Annotated in this window: 14 protein-coding genes; 6 read left to right on the top strand and 8 right to left on the bottom strand. The window is 61.4% G+C overall.

Annotated features, from left to right (window positions below):
- Positions 1–19: 19 nt before the first annotated feature.
- The 3 genes from ACIOU9_RS00285 to ACIOU9_RS00275 all read right to left on the bottom strand — a co-directional run bounded on the left by ACIOU9_RS00285 (position 20) and on the right by ACIOU9_RS00275 (position 3,185).
- Positions 20–1,450, bottom strand: coding sequence for an APC family permease (locus ACIOU9_RS00285; protein ID WP_365943153.1), 1,431 nt, complete (start codon positions 1,448–1,450; stop codon positions 20–22).
- Between the two features lie 113 nt (positions 1,451–1,563).
- Entirely contained in the window at positions 1,564–2,487 is a 924-nt protein-coding gene (locus ACIOU9_RS00280; protein WP_332503671.1) for a helix-turn-helix domain-containing protein, read from the bottom strand.
- Between the two features lie 104 nt (positions 2,488–2,591).
- A complete protein-coding gene (locus ACIOU9_RS00275) occupies positions 2,592–3,185 on the bottom strand; it encodes a TetR/AcrR family transcriptional regulator (RefSeq protein WP_402695795.1) in 594 nt (197 codons plus the stop codon).
- Positions 3,186–3,315: 130 nt separating this feature from the next.
- On the opposite strand from ACIOU9_RS00275, the gene ACIOU9_RS00270 reads away from it, so the two are divergent.
- From ACIOU9_RS00270 to ACIOU9_RS00250, 5 genes are all read left to right on the top strand, one after another.
- Positions 3,316–5,238 (top strand): primary-amine oxidase, encoded by a 1,923-nt coding sequence (locus ACIOU9_RS00270; protein ID WP_402695793.1) that lies wholly within the window; start codon positions 3,316–3,318, stop codon positions 5,236–5,238.
- Positions 5,222–5,662 (top strand): hypothetical protein, encoded by a 441-nt coding sequence (locus tag ACIOU9_RS00265; protein WP_402695791.1) that lies wholly within the window; start codon positions 5,222–5,224, stop codon positions 5,660–5,662. Before ACIOU9_RS00270 ends, ACIOU9_RS00265 begins: the two co-directional genes overlap by 17 nt.
- Before the next feature lie 276 nt (positions 5,663–5,938).
- A complete protein-coding gene (locus ACIOU9_RS00260; RefSeq protein ID WP_402695790.1) occupies positions 5,939–7,384 on the top strand; it encodes an NAD(P)/FAD-dependent oxidoreductase in 1,446 nt (481 codons plus the stop codon).
- On the top strand, positions 7,384–7,752 hold the full coding sequence (locus tag ACIOU9_RS00255; RefSeq protein WP_388025201.1) for a cupin domain-containing protein: 369 nt from the start codon (positions 7,384–7,386) through the stop codon (positions 7,750–7,752). Before ACIOU9_RS00260 ends, ACIOU9_RS00255 begins: the two co-directional genes overlap by 1 nt.
- Before the next feature lie 20 nt (positions 7,753–7,772).
- The gene (locus tag ACIOU9_RS00250; protein ID WP_105657065.1) at positions 7,773–9,263 is read left to right on the top strand and encodes a gamma-aminobutyraldehyde dehydrogenase; all 1,491 of its coding nucleotides are present in this window, start codon (positions 7,773–7,775) and stop codon (positions 9,261–9,263) included.
- A gap of 10 nt (positions 9,264–9,273) precedes the next feature.
- On the opposite strand, the gene ACIOU9_RS00245 is transcribed toward ACIOU9_RS00250, so the two are convergent.
- From ACIOU9_RS00245 to ACIOU9_RS00235, 3 genes are all read right to left on the bottom strand, one after another.
- Positions 9,274–10,392: a CDP-glycerol glycerophosphotransferase family protein gene (locus ACIOU9_RS00245; protein WP_402695788.1), complete on the bottom strand. Its 1,119-nt coding sequence runs from the start codon at positions 10,390–10,392 to the stop codon at positions 9,274–9,276.
- A 19-nt stretch (positions 10,393–10,411) separates the two neighbouring features.
- Positions 10,412–11,467 carry a metal ABC transporter solute-binding protein, Zn/Mn family gene (locus ACIOU9_RS00240; RefSeq protein WP_402695787.1) on the bottom strand — a complete coding sequence of 352 codons (1,056 nt, stop codon included), beginning with the start codon at positions 11,465–11,467 and terminating at the stop codon, positions 10,412–10,414.
- Between the two features lie 68 nt (positions 11,468–11,535).
- Complete coding sequence (locus tag ACIOU9_RS00235) at positions 11,536–12,789, bottom strand: YibE/F family protein (RefSeq protein ID WP_332485868.1); 1,254 nt, start codon at positions 12,787–12,789, stop codon at positions 11,536–11,538.
- Positions 12,790–13,048: 259 nt separating this feature from the next.
- On the opposite strand from ACIOU9_RS00235, the gene ACIOU9_RS00230 reads away from it, so the two are divergent.
- Positions 13,049–14,116 carry a lysostaphin resistance A-like protein gene (locus ACIOU9_RS00230; protein ID WP_402695785.1) on the top strand — a complete coding sequence of 356 codons (1,068 nt, stop codon included), beginning with the start codon at positions 13,049–13,051 and terminating at the stop codon, positions 14,114–14,116.
- A gap of 75 nt (positions 14,117–14,191) precedes the next feature.
- On the opposite strand, the gene ACIOU9_RS00225 is transcribed toward ACIOU9_RS00230, so the two are convergent.
- Entirely contained in the window at positions 14,192–15,322 is a 1,131-nt protein-coding gene (locus tag ACIOU9_RS00225) for a hypothetical protein (RefSeq protein ID WP_402695783.1), read from the bottom strand.
- Between the two features lie 140 nt (positions 15,323–15,462).
- Positions 15,463–16,572, bottom strand: a complete 1,110-nt coding sequence (locus ACIOU9_RS00220; protein WP_402695781.1) for an NADH:flavin oxidoreductase/NADH oxidase — start codon at positions 16,570–16,572, stop codon at positions 15,463–15,465.
- Positions 16,573–16,576: the final 4 nt, after the last annotated feature.

Here is a 16,576-nt window from a genome sequence, read left to right as displayed (position 1 = left end):
GCTCCTTGGTACTGAGTTGTTAGGTGACGGGAAGTTTTTCGGCCATCGGTGCACGCCGTTTGGACGAGCGGATGACCAGTGCCAGCACCCATGCGATGAGGCCAGGCAGGATCACGATGCCTTGCAGCACATAACCGAGCATTCCCGGTTCTGCCATGCCAAGCAAGATTTCGAAGTTGATGACGATTTGGGCGAAGACATAGACCAGGGCGATGCCCGAGACCAGCGGAGCGATCACCCGGGTTATCAGGGATTCTCCGCTGCGGTTCGCCTTGAAGTATCCGATGACGGCAAAAGAGGTCAGTGCCATGAGCAGCACCAGCCCGTAGGCCGCCGAGTTGGTCATCCAGGTGAACATCGTGAACACGACATACATCGGATCCTTGCCATGCGAGATCACCGCGAAGACGGCGATAACCGCCAGTCCGAGGGTGGACTGCGCCAGCGAGCCTGCAACGGGGGCGTGGGTGGTGCGCGAAGTTGCGGCAAGGAACTTCGGCAGCGCCCCGCCGCGGCCCATGGAGTAGAAGTAGCGGGCAATGACGTTGTGGAAGGCCAGCAGCGCGGCGAAGAGGCTGGTGATGAACAGGATGTTGGCCAGATCGACGAACCAGGCTGGCGCGTTGGCGCCGAAGAACGCGAAAATCAGGTCGGGGCCGAATTCTGCCGAAGCGCCGATGACGTTCGAGGCGCCTTCGCCGACAGCTACGGCAAAGGCCGAAAACGCGTAGAAGCAGGCGATGATCACGACCGCGATCATCGTGGCACGCCGGGCGGTGCGTGCTGGATCCTTGACCTCTTCGTTGTAGATGGTTCCGGATTCGAAGCCCATGAAAGCGGCGATGGTGAAGGCCATGACGGCGCCCATGCCCGGTGCGATGGCGTCAGCCATGTTGAAGGATGCGGCCGGCTGCGGCGCTTCGGGAGCCAGCACGAAGGCCATGATGTTGTAGATGATGACCACGAGGAATTCTGCGGCCACGACGATGCCCAGGATCTTGACGGAGAAGTCGACCCGGTTCATGCCCAGGAAGCCGACAACTGCCCACGCGGCCAGGGCCATGGCCCACCATGGGATGGCGGTGCCGAAGGAGGCATTGGCAAAGGATGCCGCGGCGAATCCGAACATGCCGTAGATGCCGATCTGCATGAGGTTGTAGCTGACCAGGGCGACCATTGCCGCTCCCACGCCCAATGCCCGTCCCAGCCCCTGGGCAATGTAGGCGTAGAAGGCGCCGGCGTTCGGGATGTAGCGGCTCATCGCGGTGTAGCCGATGCTGAAAACCAGCAGGATGGCACCGACCATGAGGAAGGACAACGGCACGGATTCCATGCCGGTCACCGCGTAGTTGGTAGTCACGCCGCCAGCCACGGCGGTTAGCGGTGCGCTGGCGGCAATGATCATCACGACCAGAGCCGGCACCGTCAGTGTGCGTTGTTCGAGTCCCATTCGATCCCCCATTTGCCGAGTGCTTGGATATCAGCATCGCCCAAGTGCTCGGGCTTGTCTTTGGCATTGAGTGCAGGACCATTGGCTCCGCGTGCACAAGAGTGTCCTGCGCCTCAGCCGGCGCAGCGGTATTTGCCCGGGGTGGAACCGAATTCCTTGGAGAACATGCGGCTGAATCCGGCCGCATCGGCAATCCCGACCCGGGACCCGATGGCTTGGACGGGCAGTTCGGCCAGCAGCGGGTCGCGCAGCAGGCGCGCGGCCTCGCGCATCCGCAGATGGCGGATCAATGCGGCAACACTGAGCGGCTGGTTCTCGAAAAGCGCGTGCAGGCTGCGCACGGACATGAAGTGGGCGGCAGCGATGCGTGCAGGTCCCAGGTCGGGATCATCCAGGTGCGCGCCGATGTAGCTGGTGGCCAATTCGCGCTGCCGCTCCTTGGCATCGCCATGGCACTCGGCGCCAAGCGCCCCGCCCAGGGCAGTTGCCAGCAGGTCCACGGTATTGCGCGCCAGCTGGTAGCCGCCGAATTCATCCCATTGGGACAGATTGGCGCCAAGATGGCGCAGCAGCGGGGCGACGGTTCCCGATAGCGGGTGGGTTTGCCTCAGGGCGACGGCGGTGAGCTGGCCGACCTGTTGCTGGGACAGGCGGAACAGACCATGGGGAACCAATGCGACGAGCACCGACGCCGGCTTTTCAAAGGCCAGGGTGTAGGGGCGCTGCGTGTCATAGATCGCCAGGTCCCCTGGCGCCAGCAGGGTCTCGCGACCGTCTTGGATCAGCAGCCCGTAGCCATCGAGCTGGTAGGAGACCTTGTAGAAATCCCCGTCGCCGCTGGAAGTCAGGTTCTCGGTTCGTTGCACTGCGTGGGGTTTGGCATGTATGCGCATCAAACCGATATCGCCGAGCATATTGGCACCCAGCGTGGCGGTGAAGTGGCCACTGGAAATCTGCTCGCTTTGCAGCCTGACGAAGGCGTCGGAAATGAGCCGCGACCACGCGGTGAACGAATCGACGTGCTGAAGTTGGTACATGCTTGCCTCCCCATTGAAGCCCGTCAACTGTGTCGGGCATCACGAATGAGAGTACGCCGAGCGAGGCGAAAAGTCACTATTTTCTTCGCGCGGAGAATATCCGCCTAGCTCTGGGGGTGGAGGCGACGCAAGGCATCCAGACGGTATTGCAGCTGCGCTTCGAGCGACTCGGCGGTGTTGACAGCTTCATCGAGCACGCTGCTGGCCTGAGCGCCCATCAGGAAATTGATCATCGAGTCGCGGGCAACACGAGCCGCCGGGTGCTCCGGACCCAGCAACTGCCCAAGCCACTGGTCGATGAGTTCGCGCCACCGGTCCATGGTTTGCGCATTGACCGCAGCCAGCGCACGGTCCCCGAGGGCCAGATGCCAGAAGTGCACAGCAATGCGGGCTTCATTGCGCCGCAGCTCATCAAGCGGGAGCACTTCGCGCGCGAACGCCTCCAGCGCGCCCAGCCCGGATTGCCCCTGGCACATGCGGGCGATGCGCCGGTCGGTAGCCTCGGCCACGTAGCGGAACGTGGCAACCAGCAGCGAATCGCGCGTCGGGAAGTAGGGCTTGAAGGCGCCATTCGAATAGCCGGCTGCGGCCGCCAAATCACGCAGATTCAGCTTCTCGATGCCTTCGCGGGCAATGAACCTCCAAGTGACTTCGACAATCTCCCGGCGACGCTGATCATGGTCCACGATTTTCGGCATGGTTCAAGATTAGCGAAAAACAATTTATTTCAGGCAAGGGCTTGCGTCGCATTGGCCCCGTCCGTATTCTCTACAACTAGAGAATAATAAATGCCGCAGATCACACTTCAGTGCCGAAGGAGCCAATCCCATGCCAATCACCACCACCACGGATTTCACCCTGCTCAGCGAAGCAGAGATTGCCACCGCCAAGGAATTGCTGGTCAGCCACCAGCTTTTCACCGAGAACACCCGCATCGCCTACATGGGCCTGGAGGATCCACGCGCTGACCGCCCCGGACGTTTTGTCCGCGTCATGCTCATGGACAAGCTGGCCAACTCACCCAAGGACGTCGTCCTGGACTTGGGCGCGCAGGCCGTGCACTCCCGCATCGACCTGGATCCGGCCAAGGTGGGGCAGATGCCCGTGCTGCTGGAGGAATTCGAAATGGTGGAGGCCATCCTGGTTGCCGATCCGCAGTGGGCGGCCGCTCTGGCCAAGCGCAACCTGACGCCAGAACAGGTGCGCGTTGCCCCGCTCTCCGCAGGAGTCTTCGAGGACGAGTACCCGCAAGAAGCCGGGCGCCGCATCCTGCGCGGCCTGGCCTTCCGCCAGGATTTCGCCGAAGACTCCGCCTGGGCCCATCCCGTTGATGGACTGGTGGTTTACATTGACACCATCGCCGGAAAGATCGACCAGCTGCTGGACCTGGAAGTCATCCCGGTGCCCGAAACCCACGGCAACTACACGGATCCGGAACTCACTGGCCCGGTGCGCACCACCCAGAAGCCCATCGAGATCACCCAGCCTGAGGGCGCCAGCTTCACGGTCAGCGCAGGCAACCACGTCGAGTGGGAGAAATGGTCGCTGGATATCGGTTTCGACATGCGCGAAGGGCTGGTGCTCTACAACATCGCCTTCAACGATCGGGGCACCGAACGCCGCATCCTGGATCGTGCGTCCATCGCGGAAATGGTAGTCCCCTACGGGGACCCTTCCCCGGTGCGCAGCTGGCAGAACTACTTCGACACCGGCGAGTACCTGATCGGGCGCCTGGCCAACTCGCTGGAGCTGGGCTGCGACTGCCTGGGCGAAATCCACTACATCTCCCCTGTGGTCACCGACGCCGATGGCAATGCGCAGAAGATCACCAACGGCATCTGCATGCATGAGGAAGACGCCTCGATCCTCTCCAAGCACGCCGATGACTGGTCAGGCGTGAAGTACACGCGCCGCAACCGCCGCCTGGTGATCAGCTTCTTCACGACCGTGGGCAACTATGACTACGGCTTCTACTGGTACCTGTACCTGGACGGCACCATCGAATTCGAGGCCAAGGCCACCGGCATCGTGTTCACCTCGGCCATGCTCGACGAGCGCTACTCCTCGGAAATGGCGCCTGGCCTGGGCGCGCCCTTCCACCAGCACATCTTCGGCGCCCGGCTGGACTTCGCCCTGGACGGCGGACCCAGCCGCGTCATCGAAGAAGAAGCCGTGCGCCTGCCCATCAGCAAGGACAACCCCCGGGGCAACGCCTTCACCCGCAGCCACACGGTGCTGGCTACCGAGAAGCAGGCGGTACGCGATAGCAATCCGACCGCCGGCCGCACTTGGGTGGTGACCAACCCGGATTCGAAGAACTACCTCGGCAAGCCGGTGGGCTACAAGCTGATGTCCCAGGGACTGCCGACCCTGCTGGCCGCCGAAGGATCCTCCATCCATCGTCGCGCAGAATTCGCCTCCAAGGCCCTGTGGGTGACCAAGCGGGAGGACGGCCACCGCTATCCAACCGGTGACTTCGTGAACCAGAACCCGGGCGTTGACGGCATTGGCTCGTGGATCGAGGACGACAAGAACATCGACGGCGAGCAGATCAGCCTGTGGCACACCTTCGCGTTGACCCACTTCCCGCGGACCGAGGACTGGCCGATGATGCCTGTGGACACCGTAGGATTCACCATCCGCCCCGAGGGCTTCTTCGACCGCTCCCCTGTCCTTGATGTTCCAGCCCCGGTCCAGCACGGCTGCTGCGCCACCAAGGAGTCAGACGGTTGCTGTGGCAGCGGCGACTAGCCACGCGGGCAGGGTGCCGGCCGGACACATTGCCCTGGGAGCCGCTTCGCTGGGCCTGGCCGCAACCCACCTGCTGGTTCTGGCACTGATGCCGCACTCCCTGTGGTGGAACCTGGCATTGCTTGCCATGACCTTGTGGTGCATCGAATGCTCCTGGTGCGTGCTGCGCGGCGGTTCTCCCCTGCGCCTGCTGGTGATGAGCGCGCTCATGGGCACCGCCCATGTGGCGATGGTGATCGGCATGCCGTGGTTTGGCGGCCATCACGCGTCCCACGCTGCGCACGGCTCCCAGCATGCACCGGTGATGCTGGCAGTTGCGGCCGCCGAATTCCTCCTGATGTTCGGCGCGGCTTGGCTCAGCCGCCATTTCCCGGGACGGGCGCATCAATTCACTAGCGGCAAACCGGTCGCGGTTCCCGCATGACCAGGCCCGGTCTTCGAAGCAGTTCTCTGCTGTTTCGAAGGCCGGGTTTCGGCTTGGCTTCGGGACCTTGACAACCCCGAGCGGCGCAGGCTTAGATGAGTAATGAATCACATTCAATTTGTATTCATCTTGCCGAGAAGAGGGATAGCCTTGGCCGCCGATTGGCACTCAACTGGCATCCCCGGTGCCCAGCAGACGGCAAAGCCGCACGGACCACTGGTTGTTCCCCTGCCTCGATAGCGCCTGCCGAACCCGCTACCTTCGAGGAAAGAACCAATGAACAGCACCAATGACCTGACTTTCGACAGGCATGAAGCCGAAGTCTCCCCTACCCTGATCTCCCGAGCATTGGCCGGCGCCAAGCGCACCAGCTACTGGCTGGATCATGAGCACCGCCCCGCACCCCACCCGGCGCTGCATGGCTCACTCACCACCGACTTGCTGATTATCGGCGGCGGCTACACCGGATTGTGGACCGCGCTCCAAGCCAAGGAACAGAACCCGGGCCGAAGGGTCGTACTGATCGAGGGCCAGCGCTTGGGCTGGGCCGCTTCCGGGCGCAATGGCGGCTTCTGCGAAGCCTCCCTGGTCCACGGCGAGGCCAACGGCGAAAACCATCTGCCCAAGGAAAATGCGCTGCTTGCGGAGCTCGGCAGGAAGAACCTCGACGAGTTCGAAGCGACGGTGCGCCGCTATGCGATGGACGTGGACTTCGTCCGCGAGGGCGCGCTCAGCGTGGCCACCGAACAGCATCAGATTGCGTGGGTGGCCGAGGAAGCTGAGGCACCGGGTGTCGACTACCTCGATGCCGGCGCGGTAAGGCAACTGGTCAATTCGCCAGACTTCCTGGCCGGCGCCCGTGACCATGATTCAACCGCGCTGGTCCACCCCGCCAAGCTGGTCTGGGAGCTTTCCCGCGTCTGCAGCGAATTAGGCGTCGAGTTCTACGAGCATACCCACGCCGTGGAGATGAACAATGCCGGCACGCAGGTCCAGGTACTGACCGCCGACGGGCAGATCACCGCCAAGCATGTGGCCCTGGCAACCAATGTTTTCCCGTCTCTGCTCAAGCGCCACCGCTCCCGAATTGTGCCGGTATACGACTACGCGCTGATGACTGAGCCGCTCACTGCGCAGCAGCGCGCGGCCATCGGCTGGGAGAACATGGTGGGCTTGGCCGACCTGAACAACCGGTTCCACTATGCCCGCCCAACCATCGACGCCGAAGGGAACTTCCGCATTCTCTACGGCGGCTACGACGCGGTCTACCACTTCGGGGGCAAGGTCCGCTCCAGCTACGACACCAACCAGCAGACCTTCGAGAAGCTCGCCGCGCATTTCTTAGGCAGCTTCCCGGACCTCTCACAGGTGAAGTTCTCCCATGCGTGGGGTGGCGCCATTGATACCTGCTCCCGCTTCTTCTCCTTCTTCGATCTGGCCTACGGCGGCAAGGTCGCCTACTGTGCAGGCTTCACCGGCCTCGGTGTCGGCGCTACCCGTTTCGGTGCAAGGGTCATGCTGGATCTGCTCTCGGGCCAGAAGACCGAGCTGACCGAATTGGAACTGGTGCGTACCAAGCCGATCCCATTCCCGCCGGAACCTGCCGCATGGGTGGGCGTGAACCTGATGACAAGCCAGCTGGTCAAGGCAGATCGCAATCGAGGCGAGCGCTCGGCCTTCTTGAAGCTGATGGATAAGATTGGAATGGGGTTCGATTCCTGATGCCTGGAAGAATACTTCAAGCCAGCATCGTCCAGGCCGATGCCCTTGAGGTCAAGCATGTTGCCATCGGCGACGAGCAGGTGGTCGCCGGCCAGGCATCCGCAACCGCAGGCTGCCGCGAACTGGGCACCCTCGGGGATGCAGGAATTGGCATCTGGGAGATGTCCCGCGGTGCCATGCAGGATATTGAAGCGGACGAGTACTTCGTGGTGCTTGCCGGGTGCGCTACGGTGCAGATTCTGGAAGCCGATGGTTTCGGCGCCCAAGAACTGGTGCTAGTTCCAGGCAGCGTTGTCCGGCTCCATGCGGGCATGAGAACCCGTTGGATCGTCACCGAAACCCTGCGCAAGATCTATTTCACCCTCTGAATCCCCCTAGGAGAATTCACATGGCCTACTACGATAGTTCCCTCGGACACCAGTTCATCAATGGCCAGCAGGTCCGCGGGCACGGCCCGGTGCTGGAACGCGCGAATCCAGCCACCGGAAAGAAGTTGCTGGACGTGGATACCGCGACCGGCGAGCAGGTTGACCAGGCGGTGCAGGCGGCCGCCGGCGCCTTCAAGACCTGGTCCCGGCTGACCCCGGGCGAACGGGCCGACCACCTGCTGGCATTCGCTCGCGAACTGGAAAAGCATGCCGATGAAATCGCCGCTTTGGAAACCGCGCAGACCGGCAAGAGCATCCGCATGTCGACCCAGTTCGATGTGCCCGGTTCCATCGACAACGTGAATTTCTTTGCTGGCGCTGCACGCAATTTGCAGGGATTGGCCGCCGGGGACTACGCGGGCAACACCACCTCGATGGTTCGCCGTGAAGCTATCGGCGTGATTGGTTCGATCAGCCCGTGGAACTACCCGCTGCAGATGGCTGCGTGGAAGGTCCTGCCAGCGATTGCCGCCGGCAATACGATTGTGCTCAAACCCAGCGAGCTGACCCCGGGCACCTCGGTGCTCTTTGCCCGGGCCGCCAAGGATGCCGGGTTGCCGGACGGCGTGATCAATATTGTCGTTGGCGACGGGCCCAGCGTTGGCTCGCCCCTGGTGCGCCACAAGCTGGTGAAGATGACTTCGTTCACCGGCTCTACCGCCGTGGGCCTGAAGATCATGTCCATGGCGGCCGAGACCGGTACCCGGGTTCATCTTGAACTCGGCGGCAAGGCACCGATGGTGGTCTTCGATGATGCCGATATCGAAGCTGCCGCACATGGTGCGGTGGCCGGCTCGACGATCAATTCCGGACAGGATTGCACCGCCGCCACCCGCGCGTACGTGCATTCCTCGGTCTTCGAGAAGTTCACCAGCAAGGTGGCCGAACTGATGGAGGCCATGGTGGTGGGAGATCCGACCGATCCCGATACCGACATGGGTTCAATGATCAGCGAAGCCCACCTGCAGAAGGTTTCCTCGATGGTTGAGCGTGCCAAGGATGCCGGAGCAACGGTGCTGGCCGGAGGCAAGCAGCTTCCGGGCGATGGCTGGTTCTACCGCCCTACCCTGGTGGTGGGAGCTGCCCAGGATTCAGAGATCGTGCAGCAGGAAGTCTTCGGCCCGGTCCTGGTGGCGTTGGCGTTCGATACCGATGACGAGGCCATCGAATTGGCCAATGACACCCCGTATGGCCTGGCGGCGAGCGCATGGACCAAGAACGTTGACCGCGCGATGCGTGCCAGCGCCGAAATCCAGGCCGGTTGCGTGTGGATCAACGAGCATATCCTGATCGTTTCCGATATGCCGCATGGAGGCTACAAGGCTTCGGGGATGGGCAAGGACATGAGCCAGTATTCCTTCGATGAGTACACCAATGTCAAGCATGTGATGATCTCCCATGATCCCGCGGCCCATCGCGAATGGCAGGATACGGTCTTCAAGCAGCGCTAGGCCCAGAAGGCTAGAGGCTCGAAAGCAGCTGGCTCAGTTTCTTCGTAGCCACCCCGGGTTCTGTGGTGGCAAAGAAGTACTGGGCCAGCTGTTTTTGCGCCCCGGCAACCGAGGACGCGGCAAGATCCGCAACCCGCTGCGCCAGCCCGTTGGCGTTGCCCAGCCGCTGGTCCAATGGCAACCCTGAATGGAGCTTGCTTTGGGGGTCTCCGGCCAGCAGCAGCGGGATGTTGAGCGCTACCGCGTCATAGGCCATCGCCGAGGTGTCGCAGATGGCCACATCCGCCCAGACCAAGGACTGCGCCGCGTCGCTGAGCGCATCCACGGTGGCAGCGTAGTTGCTTTTCAGGCTTACCACGGCTTTCTTTGCCTCTGCGGACACATCACCGGTCTTCGGATGAGGACGGAAACGTACTTCGAAACGCTCATCGTTGCTCAGCTGGGCCAGAATTCTCTCGCCCAAAGTAGCCACCGAGGAGTACGCCATGGCTTGCGAGTCGCCCTCCCAAGTCGGTGCGTAGAGAACCCGGATCTTCTCCGAAGGGCCGGGCAGTTCCAGTTCATCGAGCTGCGGGCGTCCGATCTGCACCAGATGCGATGGGTCGAAACGGGAGATGTTCTCGGTGATGCGCTCTACCGCGGCAGCACCAGCCACGCAGGCGAAATCGTAGGCTTTGAGCTGGTTGGAGACCATGGAGGCCTTTTCGCTCTCACCGTGGTTCAAGTGAATATGCGCCGGTCCGTTGAAGCGCAGCATCGTGAAGTTCCGCTGGGCGTTGTTCACGTAGTTGATCGATTTGGTATTCCACTCGCGCAGCTTATTCTCGATCTGCTCCATGGAACGCGAGAACAATATCGGCAGGTTCGACTCTGCCAGCGCGTGTCGCGCGCTTAGTGCGTCCATGAGCACCACGCCGACGTTGAGCCCCTGGGCAGCCAGGCGCTCGAAGGTACCCAGCCAGACTCCGAGCTGGTAGAACTGCCCGGGCCCCTCGGCGAAGAAAAGCACATGGTCGGCTTGCTCGATTCCCCGGTCCGAGTGAGCGATCTCCGCTCGAACAGACCGCTCCGCAATGAGGGAGCGTGCTTTACCTGTCGCTTGCGTTATCTGGGAAGAGAACAATGCCATGCATTTAGTTTACGTAGGTTTAGCCGTTGATTGCGGAAGCCAAGTCGGAAATGTTGGATTCCATCCATTCGAGGTAGCTGGAATCATCCTGAATGGTTTCTGCGAAGTCGACTACAGGTACCTGTCCCCGCTCAGCGTTCTTCTTCAGCGCCTTGGTTTCGCTGCCTTCGGTCTGCACGTTGTAGGCAAGCATGTCAGCGTCGCCAGCAACGAGCTTGTCTTCAGCCTTCTTCATGGTCATCGGCGCAATGCCCTCGCCCTCTTCGATGGCTTCGCTCAGCCCTTCAGGGGTGGTGTTCTCCATGCCGGCAGCTTCCAGCAAGTGGAATGGAACCGGCTCGGTCATCATGAAGCTCTTGCCATCCAGCTTGGCAGTTTGGAGCTGGGCTTCGAGTTTCCCGATCCCTTCGTTGAAGGCTGCTGCGTTCTGCTTGTACCGATCCGCGTTGGCGGTATCGACCTTGGCGAAGGACTCGGCCAGCGCATCAGCGAGTTCACCCATGGAATCCAGGTCGTACCAGATGTGCTCGTTGTAGCCCGCGTGGTCGTGGCCCTCATGGCCGCCCTCTTCAGCGTGCTGCGCATGCTCCTCAGCGCTTTCGCCCTCATGGCCGCCCTCATCAGAGTGCTGCGCATGCTCCTCGGCACTTTCGTCTTCATGCCCGGCCTCTTCGGATTCCGCAGCTACCGGCGAGGAATCCACAGCGTGCATGAGCGTGATCTCGCCAGACTTGCCTTCCGGTAGCGAAGAAACGAGAGAGTCCATGAATTGGTCATATCCGCCGCCATTGGCAAGGACCAGGTCCGCGCTGGAGATCGCAAGCTTGTCGCGTGCGGTTGGTTCGTAGGAGTGCGGATCCTGCGCGGCCGAAGTGATGATCTCGCTGACCTCCACGCTATCTCCACCAATGGCACGGGCGATCTGTCCGTAGACGTTCGTCGTGGCCACTACGCTGATCTCTGCAGATTCCGCGTCCTTCGATTCGCTTCCTGTGGCGCTACCGCATCCGGCAAGGATCAGTCCGGCAGCGGGCAGGGCGACGGCAGCTGCGAGCAGCGAGCGGTAGTTCTTCATGGTGGTCTCCATCTAAATCGGATCGCTATTGAGAACTATTCTACATTACATATGAGAATGGTTCGCACCTAGGAGTCGGAGCTTACACTCTGCAAAGCCCGCTTGCCGTGGGCACCGCCGGTGCCGGTAGCTTTCACGACCATCACTGCAATGGCGGTGGTTACCGGGATCGCCAATACCAATCCGATGGAACCAATCAGGATTCGGATGACCTCTTCAGCCATGGCGCCGGAGCCGAGGGTGACCCCGAAGCTCTGGTTGCTCAGCGCCGCAATGGCCAGCACCGGCAGGGCCGCACCGGCGTAGGCGAAGGCGATGGTGTATACGGTCGAAGCGATATGGTCCCGGCCGATGCGCATGCCGCGGAAGAACAGTTCCCTGGCCGAAGCCTTGGGCGTGCTCTCTGCCAGTTCCCAGACGGTGGCCGACTGCGTAATTGTCACGTCATTGAGCACACCCATGCCGCCAACCAGCACGCCGCAGATCAGCAAGCCGGGCAGGGAAATTTGCGGGGCCACCGTCGATAGGGTGATAGCCGATTCATCGTTGGCTCCAGTCAAAGCGGCCGCATCGGTCAACCAAAGCACCATCGCCGCGGTCACCGCTAGGCCAAAGAGCGTTCCCAGCAGCGCTGTGGATGTTTTCGCGTTCAGCCCATGGGCGAAATACAACGCGACAAACATGATGGCGGTAGAACCGGTGAGTCCCACCAGGACCGGATTGCCGCCTTCAAGCAAGGCCGGAACCATGAAGATGATCATGAAGGCGATGCCACCGACCAGGCCGATCATCGCCCGCGTGCCGCGCCATCCAGCGACCAGCACCACGACCACGCCATAGGCGATGGCCAGCAGTGCCATGGGCAAAGTGCGCACGAAGTCAACGAATACGTACGGGCTGCCGCTGGTGGTGTCCACCGCGGAGAGATCAAGGTATCGAATGCTGTCGCCCGCGCGCGCATCACGTGATTGCAGCATTTCCGGTGGGATTTCCAATTGGATTTCCGCGCCACCGGATTCGGGCATCACGTAGGTTACTTGGCATTCGAGAACCTTGCCACCAACTTCTTCCAACCCTTGGGAAGACGGGCAGTCCTGGACTGTGCTGCGCGTGACAGTGCCCACTTCCATCGTTGCGCCACCGGTAGTGTCCATGGCTCCGTTCAGGGCAAACTTGTCGTAGTTGCCTTGCGGCCACAACAAGATGACCATGACCAGGGCCAGGGCGCCGATAGGCGCAAGCAGCGCCCATAAGATGATCGAGGCACGCCGCCGGCGCCGGGGATCCTGCAAAATCGGTTCGTCATGGTGATGATGGCCCACGTGGTGCTGCTCCAAATCAAAGAAGGCGAATCGTTCTTTCCAAGTGTAAGAGCTAGCCCCTTGGAGTTTGCCTTGGCCGCCGACCGCGTTGCGAAGAGCTGGTCCTGGATATTCAAAAGGATGACCCGATAAATCCTCCGTAAGGTTCATACCTTCAAACACTGCGGAACGGGAGAATTGAGCCATGAGCTTGCCAATGAACCAGCCACCCTTGCCGCAAGGCGCCGAGGGTGAGATGAACTATTCGTTCCATCGCCTAATGAGACGCAGTGAGAACTACCGCTGGTGGAGGCCGCTGGCGTTCACCGGCATCGGCATTGGCTTCTACGGCGCGGCATTGCTCATCGCCATACTGGCGATGTTCATCGCATTGATCATGAACCCGCTGACGTGGGCTGCGGAGAATCCAGATGACGCTCCCGATCAGTTCCTCATGGATCCAACCCTGAACATGGCCACGGCGACGGACTTCTCGATGACCATGGTCTCCCTGATCATCATGATCCCGGCGGTCTACCTCGCCTACTTGCTCATCGGGCCCAAGCCTGTCGGCTTGCTGATATCGGTCGCCGGCAAATTGCGCTGGCGCTGGTTCGGCCTGACGTTGGGTGCCAGCGCCATCTTGTTCGCAGTGTATTTCGGGCTGAGTTTCGGGTTGGGCGCCTTGGGCATTGGCGAGTCCGAACCCGTGCCGGCGAGCAGCCTGCCGGCGGATCCGCTGTTCTATGCCCTGCTGGTGATCCTCTTGACGCCCTTCCAGTGCGCAGCTGAAGAGCTTGTTTTCCGTGGCGCGTTCATGCAGGTCATCGGCAGCTGGCTGAAGCATCCATTGTTCGCCATCCTGCTTCCAGTTCCCTTCTTCACCATCGGCCATCTCTACGATGTCTGGGGGCTTCTCGATGTGGCGGCGTTCGCTATCGCGGCAGGCTTCCTGACCTGGCGCACCGGTGGCCTTGAAGCAGCGATGGCGATGCACATCATCAACAACACCTTCTTGTTCCTGCTCGGTGCAATGGGCGCAGTTGATCTGAACGCCACGGAATCCAACCCGGTTTCGCTGGTCTTCTCGGTGTGCTTCATGGCCCTATTGACCTTCGTGCTGGTGAAGCTGGCAGACAGGCAAGGCATTGCGCGTACGGCAGGCCCGATTCCAGCAGCAGAGCGCCGTCCGATGCTGCAGCCTTGGCAGATGAGCCAGCCACCGGTTCACCCTAGCCAGGCCTACTGGGCTCCTCCGGCCTATCAGCCTGGGCAGCAGCAGAACTCCGATCACGGTTCAGATGTTTCCCTACCGGCTCCCCCGGCAGCCGGCCCGTCAGATCGCTAGGCACCAGATAGCTGGAACGCAAAAAAACGATCCGCGCAGGATTTCCCGTGCGGATCGTTTCATTTAGTGAACTGTTCAGGATTTGGCCCAGCGCAGCAAGGCTGCGATTCCCGCACCGTCAGGAATCACCGAATCCGGTACATAGCGAATGCTGGCATCGGTTAGCGCGGTGGCGCGCAGGAGCACTTCTGGCGCCGGCCATTCCCCGACGACCAACTCTGCATGGTCATCTCCGTCCTGATGGGCAATCCATGGTTCGGCGCTCAAGGCGCGAAGGGTATGCTCGCTTTGGTACTGTCCAACCAGCACCATTTCGGCTTGCGCCGATTGGAGCGCAGTGACAACTTCATCGAGTCCGACAGCAAGCTGCGCCTTGCCGTTGCCGGACTGCGCAGCGATCTTCGATTCCAATTCAGCCAGGGACTTGGCTTTCACTTCCTCTACAAGCTTGGTGATTTGGGCATCGACTTGCTTGCTGTCCGCACCCCCGGTGCGCGTATGCGAGTCGATGACTTCTACATAGTCCTTGAGCGCCACGGGTACTGCCCCGAGCACCAGTTCACGAGCCTTGATGTCGCCCGAAAGAATGATCAGGCGGACGTAGTTCTCGTTGGACATTTCGCTGATCAGCTCGGCAACCTCGTCAGCGTTTCGACGAGCCATCTCATCGGCGGCGGCCTGGGCCTTGGGCTGGTCGTATTCCCCGGGCACCTTGCGTGCATGGTGGATTTCCTCGGGCAACCCGACGATGCCGCGGCTGCCCAGGCGTTCAGGTGACGCCGTATTGTAGAGGTGCACCTCGCCGCCGTCCTTGCTGACTTCAGCTACGAGGTAGGAGAACGATCCGCCACGGGCGCGGGCCAGCGCCGTGAAATTCGGGAACGGACCCACATCAACCGATGAAGTTTGGACCTTGAGGCCTGGGATGAGTTCGTTCAGGACGATTTCGCCGTCATGAACAGCGACGAACCGTGCTACTGGTGCTCGCAGTCCCTGGGCTGGCTCCAGTGCGCCGATCAGTGCTTGGACATCGCTGGGCTGCGCCTGCTGGCTCTTGAGCAGCTTGGCTACCTCGTCCGGAAGCCGGTCTGCCGCTTCCTGGGCGGCAGTGGTTCCCAACGATGCATCCACGAGAGCTGTGCTCCACGAGCCGTTTCTCCGATAGAGCGAAGCGTCGATTCCATTAGAATCCGCGCGTAGTGCCATGCTGACTCCCTTCCGCACGCGACCCTTGGCCGCGGTGCGACTAGATCCGTGGCACTAACCTAACATCACTATTCAGTGGCTGGAAGAGGTAACCAGAAACTATGTCGTTGTTTGGATGAAATCAGCATGGCAACTTGCGTTTACCAGCGGCCGCGCCAGTATTGGGCGGGGAATGCCATCGGTGCACCCAATTCCTGCGCCGAACGGTTAGCCCACTGCGGATCGCCCAGTGCAGCGCGCCCAACGCAGACGCCGTCGGCTTGCCCGGTCACGACGATCTGTTCTGCCTGCATCGGCTCGGTGATGACGCCGACCGCGGTAACGAAGGCATCCTGGGGCAGCGCTTCCTTCACTGCCTGAGCCAACGGCACTTGGTAGCCGGGACCAGACGGTCCGTTGAACTTGCCAATTCCTGCACTGGAGAGGTCGAAGTGGCGCACACCGTAGCCGTAGAGTTCCTTGGCGATTCGAACGGTGTCAGCAATGCTCCATCCATCGTCCACCCAGTCTTCTCCGGAGAAGCGAATGCCCAGGGCCTTGTTTTCCGGCCACACGGCAGCCACAGCCTCGATGACTTCACGCAGGTATCGAGTGCGATTCTCGAAGCTGCCACCGTATTCGTCGGTGCGCTTATTGGTCAGCGGCGACAGGAATTGGTGCACCAGGTAGCCGTGCGCGGCATGGATCTGGATCAGGTCGAATCCGGCCGCGTCGGCACGCTTGGCCGCATCAGCCCAGTCCTGCACCGATGCCTGGATCTGTTCCACGCTCATCGCGGTAGCTGGCTTCAGCCCGTAGAGCTCGCTGGGCGAGGAAGTGAAGGTTTCCCAGCCGCCATCTTCCGCGCTGATGCTGCCGGATTTTCCAGCGTCTTCAAGATCCTTGAGCCAGCCATAGGTCGATGCCTTGGCTCCGGCGTGCGCCAGCTGCACGCCGGCGGCTGCCCCATGGGAGCGGATATATTGGGCAATCGGTTTCCAGGCTTCGGCCTGCTCGTCATTCCACAGGCCGGTATCGCGATCGGAGATCCTGCCTTCAGCTGCCACCGCAGTTGCTTCGGCGATCACCAAGGAGTATCCGCCATGGGCCATGGAACCCAGGTGAGCCAAGTGCCAGGTCGTTGGAACGCCGTCGCGTTTTTCCACGGAATACTGGCACATCGGCGGAAGCACGACGCGGTTGCGAAGCTTCAGGCCTTCTCCGCTTCTGGCCGGGACGGTAAATTCAGTAAAGAGCTTGCTATGAGGCATACCT

The organism is Glutamicibacter sp. NPDC087583, assembly GCF_044743685.1.
GTDB lineage: Bacteria > Actinomycetota > Actinomycetes > Actinomycetales > Micrococcaceae > Glutamicibacter.
Note: the sequence above shows the minus strand (reverse complement) of the source record. Positions and strands in the feature narration are given on the sequence as shown.

Bases quoted from the DNA above. Each gene is read 5' to 3' on its own strand.
- ACIOU9_RS00285 (WP_365943153.1), bottom strand. From the start codon at position 1,450: ATGGGACTCGAACAACGCACACTGACGGTGCCGGCTCTGGTCGTGATG.
- ACIOU9_RS00280 (WP_332503671.1), bottom strand. From the start codon at position 2,487: ATGTACCAACTTCAGCACGTCGATTCGTTCACCGCGTGGTCGCGGCTC.
- ACIOU9_RS00275 (WP_402695795.1), bottom strand. From the start codon at position 3,185: ATGCCGAAAATCGTGGACCATGATCAGCGTCGCCGGGAGATTGTCGAA.
- ACIOU9_RS00270 (WP_402695793.1), top strand. From the start codon at position 3,316: ATGCCAATCACCACCACCACGGATTTCACCCTGCTCAGCGAAGCAGAG.
- ACIOU9_RS00260 (WP_402695790.1), top strand. From the start codon at position 5,939: ATGAACAGCACCAATGACCTGACTTTCGACAGGCATGAAGCCGAAGTC.
- ACIOU9_RS00255 (WP_388025201.1), top strand. From the start codon at position 7,384: ATGCCTGGAAGAATACTTCAAGCCAGCATCGTCCAGGCCGATGCCCTT.
- ACIOU9_RS00250 (WP_105657065.1), top strand. From the start codon at position 7,773: ATGGCCTACTACGATAGTTCCCTCGGACACCAGTTCATCAATGGCCAG.
- ACIOU9_RS00245 (WP_402695788.1), bottom strand. From the start codon at position 10,392: ATGGCATTGTTCTCTTCCCAGATAACGCAAGCGACAGGTAAAGCACGC.
- ACIOU9_RS00240 (WP_402695787.1), bottom strand. From the start codon at position 11,467: ATGAAGAACTACCGCTCGCTGCTCGCAGCTGCCGTCGCCCTGCCCGCT.
- ACIOU9_RS00230 (WP_402695785.1), top strand. From the start codon at position 13,049: ATGAGACGCAGTGAGAACTACCGCTGGTGGAGGCCGCTGGCGTTCACC.
- ACIOU9_RS00225 (WP_402695783.1), bottom strand. From the start codon at position 15,322: ATGGCACTACGCGCGGATTCTAATGGAATCGACGCTTCGCTCTATCGG.
- ACIOU9_RS00220 (WP_402695781.1), bottom strand. From the start codon at position 16,572: ATGCCTCATAGCAAGCTCTTTACTGAATTTACCGTCCCGGCCAGAAGC.